Raw genomic sequence first — 16,128 nt, forward strand, 5'->3', positions numbered from 1 at the left:
CGGGCGGCGCATGGCGGACGGCCCATGACCGAGTCGGTGGTGCTCGAAGCGGACGCGGCCGCGGTGGCGCTCGAGGAGCAGCCGCTCCCGGCGCGGATCGGGCTCGGGGAGGACCGCACGGTGCGGGTGGCCTCGGGGCAGGGGTTCTGGGGCGACTGGCAGGAGGCGCCCAAGCTGCAGGTGCGCCGGGGCGCGATCGACTACCTGATGCTCGACTACCTGGCCGAGATCACGATGTCGATCATGCAGAAGCAGCGGGCCCGCAGCCCGGAGGCGGGGTACGCGCGCGACTTCGTTCTCCTCATGGATGACCTCATCGAGGACCTCATCGCCGGCGAGATCCGGGTCGTATCGAACGCCGGCGGCGTGAACCCGGAGGGGTGCCGGAACGAACTGGGGTTCGCGTTCGCGGACCAGTCGCTCCCGCGCAGGCCCCGCGTGGCCGTGATCACGGGCGACGATCTCATGGACTCGCTCGATGACCTCATCGCGGCGGGGCACGGGTTGCGCCACATGGAGACGGGCGCCCCGCTCTCGACCGTCCGCGACCGGGTGGCCGCTGCGAACGCCTACCTTGGCGCCGAACCGATCATCGAGGCGCTGGAGCAGGAGGCCGACATCGTCGTTGCCGGCCGCTCGACGGATACCGCGCTCACCTACGCGCCCCTCATGCACGAGTTCGCGTGGGCCTCCGACGACTGGGACCGGCTCGCGCACGGGGTCGTCGCCGGACACATCAACGAGTGCGGCTGCCAGGCCTCCGGCGGGAACTCGCTCGTGGACTGGCGCGAGATCGATCTCACGCTCCCCGGATACCCCATCATCGAGGCCGAGGCGGACGGTTCCTTCGTCGTGACGAAGCACCGGGGGCTCGGCGGGCGGGTGACCCGGGCCACGGTCACCGAGCAACTCGTGTACGAACTCGGGGACCCGCGCGAGTACATCACGCCGGACGCGATCGCGGACTTCTCGACCATCCGGCTCCGCGACCTCGGTGGGGACCGGGTCCGGGTCGAGGGTGTGGCCGGCCGGCCCCGCACGGACCAGCTCAAGGTCTCCATCGCCTACCACGCCGGCTACAAGGCGGTCGGCACCCTCACCTACGCGTGGCCGGACGCGGTGGAGAAGGCGCGGCGCGCGGACGAGATCCTGCGCGGGCGCCTCGCGCACCTCGGACTCGTCTTCGATGAGATCCGGACGGAGTTCGTCGGGGCGGGGGCGTGTCACGGGTCGCTGGCGGGCGAACCGCCGGAGGACCTGCCCGAGGTCACGCTGCGGGTCGGCGTGCGCAGTCCGGACCGCCACGCGGTGTCCCGCTTCAGCCGCGAGATCGCCCCGCTCATCCTCGCGGGCCCACCGAGCGTGACCGGGTTCGCGGGGGGCCGCCCGAGGGTGCAGGAGGTCGTCGCCTACTGGCCGGCGCTCATCGACCGGGAGGTCGTCGAGAGCCGCGTCCGGGTGGAGACGATCGAGCTGTGAGGGTCCGCCTGGCGGAGGTCGCGTATGCCCGCTCCGGCGACAAGGGTGACACCGCGAACGTCGGCCTCATCGCCTTCGATGAATCTATTTATCATGTTTTAGTGAAGGAAGTTACGGCAGAACGTGTCAAGGATCACTTCAAGGGAATCTGCGAGGGCGAAGTGGAGCGCTTCGAGCTTCCGAACCTGCGCGCGCTCAACTTCCTGCTCCACCGTTCGCTGGGCGGGGGCGGCACGGTGTCGCTCATGCTCGACGCGCAGGGGAAGACGTTCTCCACCGCTCTCCTGAGGATGGAGATCGAGATCCCCGACGGCGCGGGGCGTCCGGAGCCCGACTGAGGTACCCATGTTCGAATACCTCGACATAGACATCGACGAGCGGACCGGTGTGAACCGGATCCACCTCGACCGGCCCGAGCGGCGCAACGCGCTCAACGGGGCGCTGGTCGCCGAACTCAAGGAGGCGCTCGCGCTCGCCGACGCGGACGAGCGGGTGCGCGTGATCGGGCTCGGAGGGCACGGCCCGGACTTCTGCGCCGGGGCGGATCTGGCCGAGGTACAGGCCTCGGTCGAGGAAGGCGTCCTCGCGAGTCTGCGGGAAGCGGAGGCGCTGGGGGAACTGTTCACCCTCCTGCGGAGACTCTCGAAGCCGGTCGTCGCGGTCGTGCACGGTCGCGCGCTCGCCGGCGGGTGCGGGCTCGCCACGGCGTGCGATCTCGTGCTAGCCGCGGAGAGCGCCCGCTTCGGCTATCCCGAGGTGCGGCTCGGCTTCGTCCCCGCCATGGTGACGGCGATCCTGCGCCGGAACGTGGGCGAGAGGCGCGCCTTCGAACTGATGGCGCTCGGAGACACGATCGACGCGCGCGAAGCGGCGCGGCTCGGCCTCGTGAACCGGGTCTGCGCCGACGCGGCGTTCGAGATGGAGACCGCCGCGTTCCTGGCCGAACTCGCGGGCCGGAGCGCCTCGGCGCTCGCCTTGACCAAGCGGCTCCTGTACGGCGCCGACGCGCAGAGCTTCGAGGCCGCGATCGCGGCCGGCGCCCGCGTGAACGCGCTCGCCCGCATGACCGACGATTGCCGGGCGGGCATCCGCAAGTTCCTCTCCCGCGACAAGAAACAGGACGACAGGAAACAGGACGAAGGGAACACAGCATGAGCGACAGCGACGTCGTTTCGCGGCCGGGTTCGGCGTTCCTGTGGCGGGCGGGGGCGCTCGCCTCGGGCGCGGCGGGCCTCTTCCTCCTCACCACGGGCGGGGAGTCGCTCAGCGTCGCCGTCCTGCTGCTCGTCGTCGCGCTGGCCGCGGCGGGCGTGCTGCTCGGCGGCGGGGCGCACGGCCCCGCGGTCGAAGGCCGGCTCGACCTGAGCGCCCGGCTCGGCCTCGGGCTGCTGGGCGGGAGCCTCGCGGCCGCCGTCTCCGCCGCGGCCCTCTCGGTCTTCGCGGCGATCGGTCTCACGGGCGCACTGGGCGTGGGGCTCACCTCGGCGTGGAGCGGGCCGGAGTTCCTCGCGCACCTGGGGAGCGGCGCCGTGTGGGGCATGGTGCTCGGGATCCTGTACCGCGAACTGCCCGGGGCATCGCCAGCCGCGCGGGGCGCGCTGTTCAGCCTCGTGCCCGCGCTCTACCTCCTGCTCAAGGTGTATCCCGTCGACCGAGACCTCGGCCTCTTCGGCGTCGAACTGGGGGCGCTCACCTTCGTCTTCGTCCTCGGGCTCAACTTCCTGTGGGGGATGATCGCGGGGTCGGTCATCGGCTGGGGCGAGGCGGGCGACGAGACGCCCGTCGCCCGCCCGATCGACGAGTAGACCCGGGCCGCGCGTGGAGACCGAGACGCCAGCGGAGACCGGGCCGCAAGCGGGAGCCGGACCGCCGCCGGACGCCGCGCCCGTGGACGAGGCCACCGAGAGCCGCGGCTGGTGGCTCAGGCTGCAGCTGGGACTCGGCCTCGCCGGGGGTGCCGCGTGGTTCGCGGGCGCGTTCATCGAACAGGACTTCCTGGCCGGCGCGGGGTGCGGCCTCATCCTAGCCGCGCTCGTCCTCAGACTGGGCCGGAGGAAAGCCGACGCCGACTGACTCCGGCGGGGGCTGACTCCCGCCGAGGTCCGGCACCGGAGCCCACCCGACCGGGACGTTTGATACGCCGTTGATCGGGCGGGGCATCTCGCGGGTGTGAGCACCCTGCAGCAGGCCCGCGACCTCCTGAAGGCCCGATTCGGCTACGACGACTTCCGCCCGGCCCAGTCGCGCGTCGTCGAGGCGGTGCTCAGCGGGCGCGACACGCTCGCCGTGCTGCCGACGGGGTTCGGGAAGTCCGTCTGTTTCCAGATTCCGGCCCTGCTGCGTTCGCGGCCCACGCTCGTCGTGTCGCCGCTCATCTCGCTCATCGACGACCAGGTCGGAGGGGCGGGGCGGCGGGGCATTCAGGCCCTCGGCTGGACGAGCGCCACGCCCCGGGACGTCGTGGACGAGGCGCTCGAGCGTGCGCGGCACGGCGGTCTCGATCTCCTCTACCTCGCGCCCGAGCGGCTGGAAAACCACGCCGTCTGCGAACGGCTGCGGAGGATCGGCCTCGGCGGGATCGCGGTGGACGAGGCGCACTGCGTGTCGCAGTGGGGACACGACTTCCGGCCGGCCTACCTGGGGATCGGCGTGGCGCGCGAACGGCTGGGGAACCCGCCGCTCACCGCGCTCACGGCCACCGCCACGGCGCGCACCCGGCGGGAGATCGAGCGTCTCCTGGGGATGGACGGGCCGATCCGCGTGTTCGTGTCCAGCGACCGGCCGAACCTGCGCTACTTCGTCGAGTCGGCACCCGACCTGAGCGCGGCGTACGAGCGGGTCCGGCAGGAGGTCACGGCGTGCCGCGGATCGGCCGTCGTGTACGCGCGCACGCGGGGGCTGAGCGCCCAACTCGCGATCGCGCTGTCGCGGTCGGGCGTCACCGCCGCCCCCTACCATGCGCGCCTGCCGATCGAGCGCCGCCAGGTGACGCAGCGGGCCTTCCTGGACAGCCGCATCCGCGTGGTCTGCGCCACGACGGCCTTCGGGATGGGGATCGACCACCCGCACGTGCGGCTCGTGGCGCACCTGGGCGCTCCCCAGTCGCTGGAGGAGTACGTTCAGGAAGCGGGTCGCGCCGGACGCGACGGCGAAGCGGCGCGGTGCGTGATGGTCGCGGTGCGCGCCCCGCGGCGCGGCGTCCTGCGGTTCGTCCGGCGCGAGCGGGCCCGGCCGGGCGGCCCCCCGGGCGGCGTGCGCGGCGAGGAGCCCCTCGACCCGGAACGCGCCGCGGCCGAAGCCGTGCGCCGGGCGGCCATGCGCGCCTACACCGAGACGGCCGGGTGCCGGCGCGCGGCGATCGCCGCCTACTTCGGGGAGCGGGCCCCCGCGTGCGGCGGCTGCGACAACTGCAAGCGCGGCCGGGCCGGCCGCGCGCCCCGGCCGGCCCGGCACATCAGAACGACCACGCCACGCCGAGCACGGCGATCAGCGGAAGGGAGCCGAGCGGCACGGGGTGCGTGACCGCCTCCTCCGGCCCCGCCCGGTAGAACAGGGCGTCCCGGCGATCGAGCGCGTTCAGCACCCGCACATAGGGGGCGATGACGAGCGGGGAATCGCCCAGGCTCGCGACCCAGCGCCGGGAGACCTCCGCGTCGACCCTCAGATACGAGTCTTCCGGCGCCCCCGACAGCGTGGGCACGGGATCGTCCCCCGTCACGGCCCCCTTCGCGTCCCGGGTCACGGTCGCAAACGGGAGGCCGGCCCCATAGGCGAGCCGGATACCGAAGTCGAAGTCCTGCGCCTCCGTCGAGAGCCCGCCGCTCAGCAGGTGCCGGCCGACGAACGGCGTCTCTTCCTCCGGGTCGTTCGTCCATACCCAGGCGATCGAGTAGCCCACCCAGCCGCGCACCGGGCCTTCCTTCGCCTGCACCCACACGTCCAGACCCGAGGAGAAGAGGTGATCGGCCGTGTTGGGCAGGTCGTCGAAGGACTTGAAGTAGCCCTCGACGCCGACGTCGATCCCGTTCTCGAGCGCGTTCGAGAACCCGACCACGACGTGTGATGCGCCCGCGACGTTCGACGCCGCGTTCGGGGTGGGAGGGGTGGAGTCCCCCGCGGGGAGAATTCGGCCCACGGTGGGTCCGGTGAGGTCGCCGGAGAGGATGGACTCGGGGCCTCGCACGACCTGGAAGAATCTCCCCGCCGAGAGCCGAAGGTCCGCCGCCTCCGTGATGTGCCAGGTCACGGTGGCCCGCGGGGCGAACTTCGCGCGCCCGGCCGGGGCGAAGTAGCTGGCCCGGAACCCGCTCCTCACCTCCAGCTCCGGCGCCACCTGCCAGATGGCCTCGCCCCACGCCGCGGTCACGTTGGCCCGGGTGACGGCGTGGGCCAGCAGGTGCGACGTCTGGCCTCCGAGCACGTTCCGCTGGTCGAGCGTCGTCTCGTGCGTGTCGAAGCCGCCCCCCGCGGCCCAGCGGATCTTTCGGCCGCCCGATTCGAAGAAGGCCTCGGCCCGCGACCGGGACGTGCGTCCGAGCGCGTCCGCGAAGAAGACACGGGCGTCGAGTTCCTTGTCGCGGGGCAGCGGGAGCCCGGTGTCGAACCGTCCGTACGCACCTCGAAGCGTGATCGTCCCCTCGCCCACGGCAAGACGATAGCTCAGCGAACCCGCCAGGTTGCCCCAGTAGGCCGACTCCACCGCCCCGGTGTCCTCCAGCCGCCCGATGTCGAGGAGGACGGACTCGCGGTTCCAGAACCCCGTTCCGGACAGTGTCCCGGGCCCCAGCCGGTAGTCGATGCGACCCAGGACGTCGCCGTACTCGTACGGCATCTGCCGTTCGTCCGTGATGAACCGATACCCCAGCCCGTGGAGCGCCCGTCCGCTCACGAGTACCCGTCCCGCGCGACCGATCGGGCCCTCGATCCGGCCTCCGCCCCCGAGGAGGTCGGCCGAGCCGGCGGTCCGAAAACGTTCCGCGTCGCCCTGGCGGGTCTCGAGATCCAGCACGTACGAAAGCCCCCCGTCGTAGCGGGCCGGCGTCCCGCCGATGTAGAGCGACGCGTCCTGGAGCACGCCGTCGGGAAAGGCGTCGAGCAGGCCGCTGAGATGGAAGGGCGCGTATACGGGCGCGCCGTCGAGGAGCACGAGCTTCAGGTCGGACGCGGCCCCGCGCACGTAGAGCACGCTGGTCGGATCGTTTGGGTCGGTGCCGCGCCCGTCGACCGTGAGGCCGGCCTCGGCTACGCCCGGGGACGAGTCGAGCGCGCGGAGTTCCGTCTCCCCTTCTTCGCGGAATCCGTCACGGGTCATTCCGGGCACGGTCAGCCGCCGGGCGGCGACCTGGGCGAAGAGGCCCGGCATGACGACGGGCTCTCGCTCGAGCGCCAGATCGAGCGGGACGTCGCCGCCTGCGGGGACGACGACGCCGGTCTGGAGCGGCGCGCGGTCGAGCGCCCGGGCCAGGACGAGCACGGGCCCCGGCGGGAGCCCCGACACCCGGTACGCGCCGTCCGCGTCCGTGATCACGAACCAGGTGGTGCCGGGGAATCGGATCTCGACGGACGCGCCGTCGAGCGGTATCTGGGTTTCGGCGCTCAGCACCCGGCCGTGGACACCGCCGCTGGCGGGTCGGTCCGGCTTCGCCTGGGCGAAGGCCCGGGGCGTGGGAAGCAGGACGAGACCCAGCAGGCAGAGGAGCGCGCCGCGCGATGCCGCGCCAGCGCGCGGTCCCGTGGGATGGGAGACGCGCCCCGACCTGCGGTGCATGGGGTTCGTCATCCCGGGACCCGCCTTCGAGGCTCGTTAGATCTTCGCGTCGCTACCCGTCGTCCGCCGCGACAGCCCGCTGCTACCCGTCGGTGCCGAGAAGGATCTGCACCGGGCTCGCATCGGCCGATGCCGTGCGGCGCAACTCACCGCCTTCGAGACGGACGACTTCGCTGTCGTCGATCATTACAGAACCCGAAGCGGCCCCGCGAGGCAAGGTCACGAGGATCTCATCCGCCGCGCCGGTGATTTCGATGACGCCCGGTTCCACGTGGAAGTTCGCGTCGCGGGCCCGCACCGAGGCCTGCTCCCCGTCGGTGAGCCGGATCGTGAGCCGCAGGCCTTCACGCCCGCCCGCGACCGCGACCCGCACCGACCCGTCGTCCGGCTCGACCGACACCTGGCTCGGCCCGGCCTGGCCCGGCCCCTCGGGTCCGCCCGCGATCCACGCCGCGAGGGTTTCGATCCCGTCGTCGACCCAGCCGCGGACCGGCGACCCGGGAACGGCGTAGGCTCCCGCGGCCAGCAGGAGCGTCAGGCCGGCGGCCACCGCGACGGAGCGGCGGCCCATCCACCCGATGCGCCATCCGCTGCGCGCCGCGCGGGCGCTTGCGAGCGGGACGGGCGCGGATCGCGCCGCCTCGCGCAACGCCTCGGGCATCTCGACCCAGGCGGCCGGTACGTCGATGACCTCGAGTGCCGCCGTCACCCGTCGCGCCGCGAAGCGCAACTCATCGCGCCGCGCGGCGCAGACCGCGCAACCCGTCGCGTGGTTCTCGACGCGTCGCCGCTCCTCGGCGGAGAGTTCCCGGTCCAGGAGCGCGAGCAGCGCGCCGTCGTCGACATGCGGATTTCTGTGGTGGCTCATCTTCACGACCTCCCAACACGTCCTTCTCACTATCGTTCAGTCACCGCCGGGGGAGCATCACCCCCCGCGACGGGCCTCGTCCTCCGCGATGCGCGGGTCCAGCGCCTCCACGAACCGGGCCAGAGCCCGCGCGAGCAGCGTCCCGACGGATCCCGGCGCGACCTCGACCGCCTTCGCGATCTCCGCGTAGCGGAACCCTTCCTCCCTCATCAGTAACAGCTGCCGGTCGCGCTCGGGCAACTGCGCCAGCGCGGCGCGCACCGCCGCGATCCTCTCCGATCTCACGACCGACCGATCCGGAGCCTCCAACGACTCGCCTGTCAGCTCCGACTGCTCATACTGCTGCGCCAGCAACCGCCGCCGCCGCGCGGTCATGCGCGCGTCGTCCCGCACCAGATTCGTCGCGACCGTGAACAACCACCTTCGCACCTCATCATCGGGAATGGCCTGGTCGAGCAGCCGCACAAACGACTCCTGGGCGACATCCGCCGCCAGATCCGAATCGCCGACCAACCGGTCGACGTACCGGAAGAGGGGCACCCAATGGCTGTTATACGCCGCCTCGAAGTCCACGGTTCTCCCATCCACACCGTTTCCGGCACGCGCAGAGCGCCGTGGGCCAAACCCCTGCCACTCATACGGTCAACGCGCGCGGAGCCCGGATCGTGACGTGTCCGGCATGATCCGGACGTTTCGGCGGGATGCCCGCCTCCGGTAGGTTAGGCGCCCGGCGCCCGGCGGGATACTGCCGTTGGAGAACGCGTGCGGCGCCGGGTGTGGCGACACCTGCGGAAAGGATTCGATGGGCGGGTCGAACTATCAACTGGAAGACCATCACGAGATGATGCGCGATCTGGTGCGCGAATTCGCCGAGGCGGAGATCGCGCCGATCGCTGCGGAATACGACGAATCCGAGGATTTCCCGTGGGAGACCGGCGCGCGGATGGCCGAACTGGGCCTGTTCGGCATCCCGTTCGAGGAGGAGATCGGCGGGGCGGGGATGGACCTGCTGGGTGCGGCGATCGCGGTGGAGGAACTGGCCCGCGTGGACGCCAGCCACTCGATCATGATCGGAGCGCACACCTCCCTCGCCGCGACGCCGATCCACCGCTGGGGCACGGAGGAACAGAAGGAGCGCTTCCTGCGTCCGCTGGCGAGCGGACAGGTACTCGGCGGGTTCGGGCTCACCGAGCCGGGATCCGGTTCGGACGCCGCCTCCATGCGGACGACGGCCCGCAAGGTCGGCGACCGGTGGGTCCTGAACGGGCGCAAGACCTGGATCACGCACGGCGGCGTGGGCGAGGTGTTCGTCCTCGCCGCGCTCACCTCGCCCGAGAAGGGCTCCCGCGGCATCACCGCCTTCCTCCTCACGAAGGAGACCTGCGACCTGGCCGATGCCGAGCGCGTCGGGTTCGGACACTCGCCCGACCTCGAGCCGATGCCGGGGTTCGTCACGGGAGAGAAGCTCCGCAAGCTGGGCTGGAACGCCTCCGACACGCGCGAACTGGTGCTGGAGGACGTGGAGGTCCCGGACGAGAACGTGCTCGGCGAGGTGGACCACGGTTTCCCGATCTTCCTCGACACACTCGACGGCGGTCGGGTGGGGATCGCGGCGCACGCGATCGGCATCGCGCAGGGGGCGCTCGACCAGGCGGTCGGCTACACGGCCGAGCGGAAGCAGTTCAACAAGCGGATTCAGGACTTCCAGGGCGTCCGCTTCATGCTTGCGGAGGCCGAGACGCGCATCCACGCCGCGCGGCTCATGATGCATTACGCCGCCCGTCTCCGGATGTCCGGAGGGAGGCACAAGAAGGAGGCGGCCATGGCCAAGCTGTTCGCCTCCGAAACGGCGATGGACGTGACCTCGATGGCGGTGCAGCTGCACGGCGGGTATGGCTATTCGCGCGAGTATCCCGTCGAACGGATGATGCGCGACGCGAAGATCACGGAGATCGGCGAGGGGACGAGCGAGATCCTCAAGATCGTGATCTCCCGCGAGATGCTCCGCGAGGCGGGCACGCTCGCCTGAATTTCCCGCGGGACCTGCCGCCGGCCGACGCCAGCGTGGCCGGCGACGGGCTGTTATCTTGGATCGCAGCCGATCGTACCCATCGTAACCGAAACCACGCCGTACGATCAGATACATGGACGCCCGGCCCCCGGCCGACCCGTCCACCTGAAAAGACGCGAACAACAGGAAGTCGATCCTCTGCTAACGCAATCGGGGACGGCGGCCACGCGCGCACGCTGACGGCTTGCGCCGCGAGATCGTCGTCAACGCCACGACCCGCGAGAAACGGGTCGCGATCCTGGAAGACCGCCAGCTCGTCGAGCTCATGTATGAGCGGCCGGACGAGCGCCGCATCGTCGGGGACATGTATCTCGGCGTGGTCGAAGCGATCGTGCCCGGTCTTCAGGCCGCGTTCGTCGACATCGGGGCCGAGAAGTCCGCCTTCCTCCACGCCTCCGACCTGGAGCCCGACGAAGACGAAGACGAGGACGAGGCCACGGACGCGAACGGGGCCGGCGGAGGCCGGCGGCGAAGTCGGGACCGGTCCCATCCTCCGATCCAGGACCTGCTCTCCAAGGGCCAGTCGCTCCTCGTCCAGGTGACGAAGGAGTCCATCGGCACGAAGGGCCCTCGCATCACCACCCAGATCTCGCTTCCGGGCCGGTTCCTCGTGTATCTCCCCGGCTCCTCTCATATCGGCGTCAGCCGCAAGATCGCGGAACGGGAGGTGCGGGCCCGCCTGCGCAGGATGGTGCGGGAAATCCTCGGGGATGAGGGTGGGGTCATCGTCCGCACCGTCGGCGAGGAGATGACGAAGGAGGCCTGCACGGGGGAGCTTCGCGCCCTGCGGAAGGCGTGGACGAAGATCCGCCGGAAGCAGAGGGGTGTGAAGGCGCCGGCCCGCGTGTACCAGGACGCGCGCTTCACGTCCGGCGTGATCCGGGATCTGTTCTCCGACCGGATCGACCTCCTGACCGTGGACTCGGAGGATCTGCATCACGAGATCAAGTCCTACCTGGGGCAGGTGGACCCCGGCGGGCTCGACCGGGTGCGGCTCTACGAGGATTCGAAGCCGGTCTTCGACGAGTTCGGCATAGAAGAGGAGCTCCGGCGCGCGTTCCGGCGCAACGTTCGGCTCCCCGCCGGCGGCCACGTCGTCATCGAGCAGACCGAGGCGCTGGTGTCGATCGATGTGAACACCGGGCGCTATACGGGTCGCCGGGATCCCGCGCAGACGATCCTCAAGACGAACCTCGAGGCGGCGACCGAGATCGCGCGCCAGCTCCGCCTGCGCGACGTCGGCGGCATCATCGTGATCGACTTCATCGACATGAACGACGAGGAGTCGCGCCAGAAGGTCGTGCAGCAGATGCGGACGCTTCTGGGCCGGGACCGCGCCCGCACGAAGGTGTTCGGCCTCTCCGAACTCGGGCTGCTCCAGCTGAGCCGGCAGCGGGTGAGCCCCAGCCTGCACCAGCGCATGATGGAGATCTGTCCGTGCTGCGAGGGGGAGGGGAGGATCCTCGCCTCCGAGACGGTCGTGCGCCGGGTCGAACGGGCGCTGGACCGCGTGGCCGCCGCCGGCAAGGAGCGGGGGATCACGATCCTCGCCCACCCGGTCATCGCCCTGCACCTCCTGGAGCGCGAGCGCGAGTTCCTGAACCGGAAGCGAGCCAGCGCCGGGATCCCCCTCGAACTGCGCGACAACCCGCTCCTCCGCCTCGACGAGTTCCGGCTCCTCGCCCACCCCGCCGAGTCCGACGTCACGAAAAAGTACATTTCCAGCGCGTAGCCTCCCACCGCCGTGGGTCGAGGGGCGCGGACGGCGATTTATATTGCTAATTTAACATATAACGTTAGATTAGCGCGCATGATCGAGCGGAATCACAAGCACCGAATAGGACGGAGCCTCGAGGAGGCCCCCGCCGTGGTCCTGCTGGGTCCGCGCCAGATCGGGAAGACTACGCTCGCGCGCGAGATCGCGTCTGAGTCGCCCGGCAGCGTCTACCTCGACCTGGAAGACCCCGCGGACGCGGCTCTCCTGTCGGATCCCGGGCGGTACCTGGATCTGCACGCGGGCTCTCTGCTGATTCTCGACGAAGTCCAGCGCGTGCCGGGCCTGTTTCAGGTGCTGCGAGGCCGGATAGATGCGCGCCGCCGCGAGGGCCATCGTACCCGGCAGTTCCTCCTCCTGGGCTCGGCGTCAACGACCCTGCTGAACCAGTCCGCCGAGTCTCTGGCCGGACGGGCCCTGTACTACGAGTTGCCCGGCCTGGACGCGACCGAGGTCGGCGGCAGGCGCGATGCGCTGTGGGTTCGCGGCGGGTTCCCGGACGCGTTCACCGCCGCGAGCGATGCCGGCTCCGGGCGCTGGCGGCTCGCCCTCATCCGCACCTATCTGGAGCGGGAGATCGCTCTGTTCGCCACGCGCCTTCCGGCCGAGACGCTCCGCCGTTTCTGGACGATGCTGGCGCACCGACAGGGAGGTCTGCTCAATGCCTCCGCTCTCGCGCAGAGCCTGGGCGTTTCGTCTCCCACCGTCTCCCGCTACGTGGATCTCCTCGTCAACCTCATGCTCGTGCGCCGCCTCCAGCCCTATTTCGCGAACGTGGGAAAACGGCTCATCAAGACTCCGAAGATCTACATCCGCGACAGCGGTATCGTTCATTCACTGCTGGGTTTGCGCACCCTCGAAGATGTGCTCTCCCACCCCGTGGCGGGGCCGAGCTGGGAGGGATTCGTGGTCGAAAACCTTCTGTCGGCGGCCCCCTTTGGTACCGATGCGTGGTTCTACCGCACTCGCGCCGGCGCCGAGATCGACCTGCTGCTCGCCCCGCCGGATCAGCGGCTGCGGGCAATCGAGATCAAGCGGTCCTCCGCACCGAGAACGAGCAAGGGCTTCGAGATCGCGACCGGAGACCTTGACGTCACGGAGCGGTTCGTCGTCTATCCCGGCAACCGGGAGTTCCCTCTGTCCGCCCGGACGCTCGCCATTCCACTCGAGGCCCTCATGGAGCGTCTCGCCTACCCGGATTTTGTTTGACACATCCGCTGCGCGCGGATAGACTCGTCGGTCCGTCTTCCTTCGTTTTTTCGGTGATGGTCTGACGATATGTACGCGATTTTCAAGGCCCAGGGGAAACAGTTTCGCGCGGTGGAGGACGCGGTGCTCCGCATCCCCTCGCTCGAGGCCGAGCCCGGCGACACGGTGACGTTCGGGGAGGTGCTTCTCCTCGAGCGGGAGGGCGACGTTCAGGTGGGAACCCCGTCGGTTGCGGGGGCCTCCGTGGCGGCCGAGGTGGTGAGCCACGGCCGCGGCGACAAGATCATCGTCTACAAGATGAAGCGGCGGAAGGGCTACCGGCGGAAGCAGGGCCACCGACAGGGCTTCACCGAGATCCGCATCCTCGGCATCGACCTGTCGGACGGAAAGCAGGCGGCCGCGAAGCCCAAGGCCGCGCCGAAGCCGGAAGCTGCGGCCCCCGCGGCCGAGCCGGAAGCCGCCGCGCCTCCGTTCGACATCACCGACGCGGCGCGTGAGTTGGCCGAGGCCCACGGTCTCGACCTGGCCGCGATCGAGGGGACGGGCAAGGGCGGCCGCATCCTGAAGAAGGATGTGGACGCGGCGATCGCGGCGGCGGAGGGAGACGACTGATGGCACACAAGAAAGGTGTCGGATCCAGCCGCAACGGGCGCGACTCGAACCCACAGTACCTCGGCGTCAAGCGCTACGGCGGCGAGCGCGTGGTCGCGGGGCATATCCTCATCCGGCAGCGGGGGACGCCCTTCCATCCGGGCCGGAACGTCGGCCGGGGGAAGGACGACACGCTGTTTGCGCTCTCCGACGGCGTGGTGGAGTTCCACCGCCGGCGCGGGCGCCGCTTCGTCAGCGTGGTGACACCGGGGGCGTAACCGCCACCCAGAGCCGGCCACGGCCAGCACCCGGCGCAGGCTGCCAGCCGCACCGCCACCGGCTGCCAGCCCCGCCGGGCACACCCCCGGCGCTATTCCCTCCAGGGGTCCCGTCAGGAGCCTCTGAACTCGGGCTTTCGCTTCTCCAGGAAGGCGCCGACGCCTTCCGCCATGTCGTCCGTCGAGAAGAGGAGCGAGAACCAGCTCCGCTCGAACTTCAGCCCCTCGTCCAGCGGCATCCGGCGCGCGGCCAGGATGGATTCCTTGGCGGCCTGAAGGGCGAGCGGGCTGCGGCCGGCGATCTTGGCCGCCAGTTCCATCACGTGGCCCTCCAGCTCCGCAGGGGCCACGGCGGCCTCGACGAGCCCGATCTGCTCCGCCTTCTCGCCGGAAATCAGCTCCCCGCTCATGATGAGCCGCATCGCCCAACCCTCGCCGACGAGCCGCGGAAGCCGCTGCGTACCGCCCGCGCCGGGGATGAGTCCCAGGTTGATCTCGGGCTGACCGATCCGGGCCGCCGTCGACGCGACCCGCATGTCGCACGCCATGGCGAGTTCACACCCGCCGCCGAGACAGAACCCGTTGATCATGGCGATCACGGGCTTGGGGAAGCTCTCGATCGCCCCGTAGATGTCGCCGCGCTGCATCGCGCGGTACTGCTCGACGGGCCGCGCGTCCTTGAACTCCGAGATGTCGGCGCCCGCGATGAACGCGCGGTCGCCCGCGCCCGTGAGCACCACGACGCGCACATCGTCGTCCGCCCCGAGGGCGTCGAGCGCGCCGAAGACGGCGCACCGCACCTGGCCGTTCAGCGCGTTCAGCTTGTCCGGCCGGTTGACCGTGATCCTGGCGATATGTCCGTCGAGTTTCTCGACGAGAAGGACGTCACTCATGGCCACTCCGAGGCTTCACGTTGGCTGGTTTCGGGCGTTTCCGGGGGTCCCGGCGGCCCGCCGGTCGAACGGTATCACCCGAGACTCCACCGTGCTATGCGCCGGCGTCCTCGCCCCTTCATCAGATCACCAGCGCACGACGGAGGGCTTCTTTCACCGCGATGCCATCTTCCTCCGGCAGCCTGCCGATTCTGCGTATGATCAGGGACTCGTCGAGGGTGAAGAGCTTGAGGCGAACCTTGCACGGCACATGAAGACCGGCTTCGCGCCAGCGCCGAATCGGTACATCGCTGGACCACTCCGCACGCGTCGTCGTGATCATCGCCAGGATCGATTGCCGATGCCCGGCGTGAAAGCTCTTCGACGAAACGACGAGTGCCGGCCGCCGCCGCGATGTGCCTCTGTCCGTGAACGGGAAGGGAACGATGACCACGTCGAGTGGCTCAGAGGTCACGCCATGCTTCCTCGTCTTCCGGTGAGGCCCATTCCGTCATGGTCTCCGAGAGACTGCGCAGGTAGCCATCGGGACTCGGTGCCACCTTGCGAACGATCAGGTGCTCACCCGCGATCTCGAAGGCGAGTATATCGCCCTCGATCAACCCCGCCTCATCGCGGATCTTCTTGGGAATAGTTGTCTGACCACGCGCTGTGATCCTGGAGAGATTCATCTGCGTACCCCCGCTGCGTACCCCGCTAACGTTTCTGATTCGTCAGAAAATAAGAAAATCTTATCCGGGACGCACCTGCACACGGATGCAAACCGACACCGAAGCTACGGGGTTTGGGCCCGTCTCCCGCCCGCAGCGCGCAGGTGGGCGACCTTGCCGAGGAGGTCGAACCAGAAAGGCGCTCCAAGACTGACGGCCGAGATCGTGATCAGCCAGCCGAGCACGCGCGCAATCCAGTCGAGGAAGCTCCAGTCACCGAGGCCCGGGCCGTCGCCATCGTGTCGGGCTCGATGTGGGACGGCAGTTTTCCGTCCCTGGCGAGATTGGCGATCGGCGGATGCGCGTAGACCTTCTCCGCGTACTCCTTCCCCAGCGGCGTCTCGACGCCCGCCCGAAGGTTCTTCGACCGGAGTCCGAGCAGAGCCGATATCCACTCCGTGATCGCCGACGCCGCGAGGCTGAGGACGACGTAGAGCAGCGCCAGGCCCAGCGCGACATCGACGACCGGTTGATCCAGCATCCGCCCCCCT

General features: G+C 70.1%; 18 protein-coding genes. 11 read left to right on the top strand and 7 right to left on the bottom strand.

The genetic code is table 11. The annotated features are described in order from the left end of the window. Positions 1–24 precede the first annotated feature (24 nt). The 6 genes from ACOQPP_RS01560 (at position 25) to ACOQPP_RS01585 (ending at position 5,001) form a co-directional block, all read left to right on the top strand. Positions 25–1,479, top strand: a complete 1,455-nt coding sequence (locus tag ACOQPP_RS01560) for an acyclic terpene utilization AtuA family protein (RefSeq protein WP_419164104.1) — start codon at positions 25–27, stop codon at positions 1,477–1,479. After that, positions 1,476–1,817, top strand: coding sequence for an AtuA-related protein (locus ACOQPP_RS01565; protein WP_419164105.1), 342 nt, complete (start codon positions 1,476–1,478; stop codon positions 1,815–1,817). Before ACOQPP_RS01560 ends, ACOQPP_RS01565 begins: the two co-directional genes overlap by 4 nt. Before the next feature lie 7 nt (positions 1,818–1,824). Next, positions 1,825–2,634, top strand: a complete 810-nt coding sequence (locus ACOQPP_RS01570; RefSeq protein WP_419164106.1) for an enoyl-CoA hydratase/isomerase family protein — start codon at positions 1,825–1,827, stop codon at positions 2,632–2,634. Next, positions 2,631–3,284: a hypothetical protein gene (locus tag ACOQPP_RS01575; protein WP_419164107.1), complete on the top strand. Its 654-nt coding sequence runs from the start codon at positions 2,631–2,633 to the stop codon at positions 3,282–3,284. The genes ACOQPP_RS01570 and ACOQPP_RS01575 overlap by 4 nt, the downstream gene beginning before the upstream one ends. Before the next feature lie 82 nt (positions 3,285–3,366). Continuing rightward, entirely contained in the window at positions 3,367–3,552 is a 186-nt protein-coding gene (locus tag ACOQPP_RS01580; protein WP_419164108.1) for a hypothetical protein, read from the top strand. Positions 3,553–3,648: 96 nt separating this feature from the next. Continuing rightward, positions 3,649–5,001 carry a RecQ family ATP-dependent DNA helicase gene (locus ACOQPP_RS01585; protein WP_420635751.1) on the top strand — a complete coding sequence of 451 codons (1,353 nt, stop codon included), beginning with the start codon at positions 3,649–3,651 and terminating at the stop codon, positions 4,999–5,001. Here the strand turns inward: ACOQPP_RS01585 and ACOQPP_RS01590 are convergent. From ACOQPP_RS01590 to ACOQPP_RS01600, 3 genes are all read right to left on the bottom strand, one after another. Continuing rightward, a complete protein-coding gene (locus ACOQPP_RS01590; protein ID WP_419164110.1) occupies positions 4,934–7,258 on the bottom strand; it encodes a TonB-dependent receptor in 2,325 nt (774 codons plus the stop codon). The genes ACOQPP_RS01585 and ACOQPP_RS01590 overlap by 68 nt on opposite strands. Before the next feature lie 70 nt (positions 7,259–7,328). Then, complete coding sequence (locus ACOQPP_RS01595; RefSeq protein ID WP_419164111.1) at positions 7,329–8,114, bottom strand: anti-sigma factor family protein; 786 nt, start codon at positions 8,112–8,114, stop codon at positions 7,329–7,331. 57 nt (positions 8,115–8,171) lie between these two features. After that, entirely contained in the window at positions 8,172–8,702 is a 531-nt protein-coding gene (locus ACOQPP_RS01600) for a sigma-70 family RNA polymerase sigma factor (RefSeq protein ID WP_419164112.1), read from the bottom strand. A 214-nt stretch (positions 8,703–8,916) separates the two neighbouring features. Between ACOQPP_RS01600 and ACOQPP_RS01605 the strand changes: the two genes are divergently transcribed. The 5 genes from ACOQPP_RS01605 (at position 8,917) to rpmA (ending at position 14,037) form a co-directional block, all read left to right on the top strand. Next, the gene (locus ACOQPP_RS01605) at positions 8,917–10,143 is read left to right on the top strand and encodes an acyl-CoA dehydrogenase family protein (RefSeq protein ID WP_419164130.1); all 1,227 of its coding nucleotides are present in this window, start codon (positions 8,917–8,919) and stop codon (positions 10,141–10,143) included. A 226-nt stretch (positions 10,144–10,369) separates the two neighbouring features. Next, positions 10,370–11,917 carry an Rne/Rng family ribonuclease gene (locus ACOQPP_RS01610; protein WP_419164113.1) on the top strand — a complete coding sequence of 516 codons (1,548 nt, stop codon included), beginning with the start codon at positions 10,370–10,372 and terminating at the stop codon, positions 11,915–11,917. Between the two features lie 78 nt (positions 11,918–11,995). After that, the gene (locus tag ACOQPP_RS01615) at positions 11,996–13,168 is read left to right on the top strand and encodes an ATP-binding protein (RefSeq protein ID WP_419164114.1); all 1,173 of its coding nucleotides are present in this window, start codon (positions 11,996–11,998) and stop codon (positions 13,166–13,168) included. Between the two features lie 69 nt (positions 13,169–13,237). Beyond that, positions 13,238–13,780, top strand: a complete 543-nt coding sequence (gene rplU / locus ACOQPP_RS01620) for a 50S ribosomal protein L21 (protein WP_419164115.1) — start codon at positions 13,238–13,240, stop codon at positions 13,778–13,780. Further along, complete coding sequence (rpmA, locus tag ACOQPP_RS01625; protein ID WP_419164116.1) at positions 13,780–14,037, top strand: 50S ribosomal protein L27; 258 nt, start codon at positions 13,780–13,782, stop codon at positions 14,035–14,037. Before rplU ends, rpmA begins: the two co-directional genes overlap by 1 nt. Before the next feature lie 113 nt (positions 14,038–14,150). Here rpmA and ACOQPP_RS01630 read toward each other — a convergent pair whose 3' ends face one another. The 4 genes from ACOQPP_RS01630 to ACOQPP_RS01645 all read right to left on the bottom strand — a co-directional run bounded on the left by ACOQPP_RS01630 (position 14,151) and on the right by ACOQPP_RS01645 (position 16,118). Next, entirely contained in the window at positions 14,151–14,930 is a 780-nt protein-coding gene (locus ACOQPP_RS01630; RefSeq protein WP_419164117.1) for an enoyl-CoA hydratase/isomerase family protein, read from the bottom strand. Positions 14,931–15,051: 121 nt separating this feature from the next. Beyond that, positions 15,052–15,363, bottom strand: coding sequence for a type II toxin-antitoxin system PemK/MazF family toxin (locus ACOQPP_RS01635; RefSeq protein ID WP_419164118.1), 312 nt, complete (start codon positions 15,361–15,363; stop codon positions 15,052–15,054). Positions 15,364–15,373: 10 nt separating this feature from the next. Beyond that, on the bottom strand, positions 15,374–15,598 hold the full coding sequence (locus ACOQPP_RS01640; RefSeq protein ID WP_419164119.1) for an AbrB/MazE/SpoVT family DNA-binding domain-containing protein: 225 nt from the start codon (positions 15,596–15,598) through the stop codon (positions 15,374–15,376). Positions 15,599–15,806: 208 nt separating this feature from the next. Next, complete coding sequence (locus ACOQPP_RS01645; protein ID WP_420635752.1) at positions 15,807–16,118, bottom strand: hypothetical protein; 312 nt, start codon at positions 16,116–16,118, stop codon at positions 15,807–15,809. Positions 16,119–16,128 lie beyond the last annotated feature (10 nt).

The sequence above is a fragment of the Candidatus Palauibacter sp. genome, assembly GCF_965222475.1.
Classification (GTDB): Bacteria; Gemmatimonadota; Gemmatimonadetes; order Palauibacterales; family Palauibacteraceae; genus Palauibacter.

Coding starts and splice junctions, on each gene's coding strand:
- ACOQPP_RS01630 (WP_419164117.1), bottom strand. CDS start 14,930: ATGAGTGACGTCCTTCTCGTCGAGAAACTCGACGGACATATCGCCAGG.
- ACOQPP_RS01640 (WP_419164119.1), bottom strand. CDS start 15,598: ATGAATCTCTCCAGGATCACAGCGCGTGGTCAGACAACTATTCCCAAG.
- ACOQPP_RS01595 (WP_419164111.1), bottom strand. CDS start 8,114: ATGAGCCACCACAGAAATCCGCATGTCGACGACGGCGCGCTGCTCGCG.
- ACOQPP_RS01615 (WP_419164114.1), top strand. CDS start 11,996: ATGATCGAGCGGAATCACAAGCACCGAATAGGACGGAGCCTCGAGGAG.
- ACOQPP_RS01645 (WP_420635752.1), bottom strand. CDS start 16,118: ATGCTGGATCAACCGGTCGTCGATGTCGCGCTGGGCCTGGCGCTGCTC.
- ACOQPP_RS01605 (WP_419164130.1), top strand. CDS start 8,917: ATGGGCGGGTCGAACTATCAACTGGAAGACCATCACGAGATGATGCGC.
- rpmA (WP_419164116.1), top strand. CDS start 13,780: ATGGCACACAAGAAAGGTGTCGGATCCAGCCGCAACGGGCGCGACTCG.
- ACOQPP_RS01570 (WP_419164106.1), top strand. CDS start 1,825: ATGTTCGAATACCTCGACATAGACATCGACGAGCGGACCGGTGTGAAC.
- ACOQPP_RS01590 (WP_419164110.1), bottom strand. CDS start 7,258: ATGACGAACCCCATGCACCGCAGGTCGGGGCGCGTCTCCCATCCCACG.
- rplU (WP_419164115.1), top strand. CDS start 13,238: ATGTACGCGATTTTCAAGGCCCAGGGGAAACAGTTTCGCGCGGTGGAG.
- ACOQPP_RS01560 (WP_419164104.1), top strand. CDS start 25: ATGACCGAGTCGGTGGTGCTCGAAGCGGACGCGGCCGCGGTGGCGCTC.
- ACOQPP_RS01575 (WP_419164107.1), top strand. CDS start 2,631: ATGAGCGACAGCGACGTCGTTTCGCGGCCGGGTTCGGCGTTCCTGTGG.